Raw genomic sequence first — 1216 nt, 5'->3', positions numbered from 1 at the left:
CAATGACACATAACCACCAGAGTGTCGAATAAGCTTTCCAGCAAGTTCGAGTTCAACCAATAAAAGGTAGAGGTTTGAGAGGGAGACACCTGAATTGGTGCTCAGTGTGTCTAAGTCAATGGGTGTTGTTGAGAGAGCAGAGAGAACAGCACGACGTTCTCTCTCATCTCCAACAAAAGAGGTAATCTTTGTTTTTTTATCAGATGAATTAAAACAGTCCTTTTCAAGTTGCAGAGAAGGTAATTCTTCAAAGAAGTTAAGTTGGTGATTTGTAGGCGTTGGAATTAATGGTGTCAGTGTTTCTATAATGTCAGAAGGGTGTGTGGTTAGCAAGGCTCCATCCTTTAGGAGGTTGTTTGTACCAACGGATCTTGGATCAAGTGGAGAACCGGGAATGGCAAAAGTCAGTCGTCCCATTTCGGCAGCTTGACGCGCAGTAATAAGGGATCCTGACTGTAGTGCAGCCTCTACAACCAATAATCCAAGTGAGAGACCTGCAATAATACGGTTTCTTCTTGGAAAATCGATAGCGCGTGGTTTCCATCCAATGGGCATTTCACTGATAATTGCTCCACCATTTGCGATAATATCTTCGTGCAGCTTTTTGTTTTCAGGGGGATAGATGTGATCAATTCCACCAGCCATTACTGCAACTGTCCCCGTTTGTAGACTCGCTTGATGTGCAATGCTATCAATTCCACGTGCTAATCCGGAAATAATTGTAAAATCGGCGTTTCCAAGAAAATGAGCAAATTGAGCAGCCAGTTTTTTGCCTGCCGCCGAAGCATTTCGAGATCCCACAATTCCAACAGAAGCTTTCTCAAAAACTGAAACATTGCCTTTGATAGCAATAAGCGGCGGTGATGCTTCTGTAACTTTAAGAAAGGTTGGATAATCCGGTTCTCCTATACCAACAAACCGAATACCTAATTTTTCGGCTTCTTGCATTTCTTTTTCAGCGTCTTCTAATGTTGCTATTCGGATGGATGTAGCAAGACCACCTTTTCTACTAAGCTCAGGAAGTGCTGCCAAAGCATTTTCTGCTGTTTTATAATGATCAATGAGATTGCGAAAACTCACTGCTCCAATATTTTCGCTACGCAACAATCGTAACCAGTTTAGACGTTGACGATCAGTGAGCAGGATTCCTTTATTTACCCCCGTTTTGCGTCCCAATTTTGCTTTCTTTCCCAACTAACAATCTACCAATATTTGC

1 protein-coding gene is annotated in these 1216 nt (G+C 42.3%); it reads right to left on the bottom strand.

Annotation, left to right across the window (positions count from 1 at the left end; all coding sequences use genetic code 11):
• On the bottom strand, window positions 1-1176 hold a 1176-nt coding region (gene dprA / locus ACFIO5_RS10245; protein ID WP_375705342.1), incomplete at its 3' end, for a DNA-processing protein DprA.
• Between the last annotated feature and the right edge of the window lie 40 nt (window positions 1177-1216).

Source organism: Bartonella sp. AA86SXKL (genome assembly GCF_042196885.1).
The sequence above is the reverse complement of the archived record's forward strand: the minus strand, read 5'-3'. Positions and strand labels throughout refer to the sequence as shown.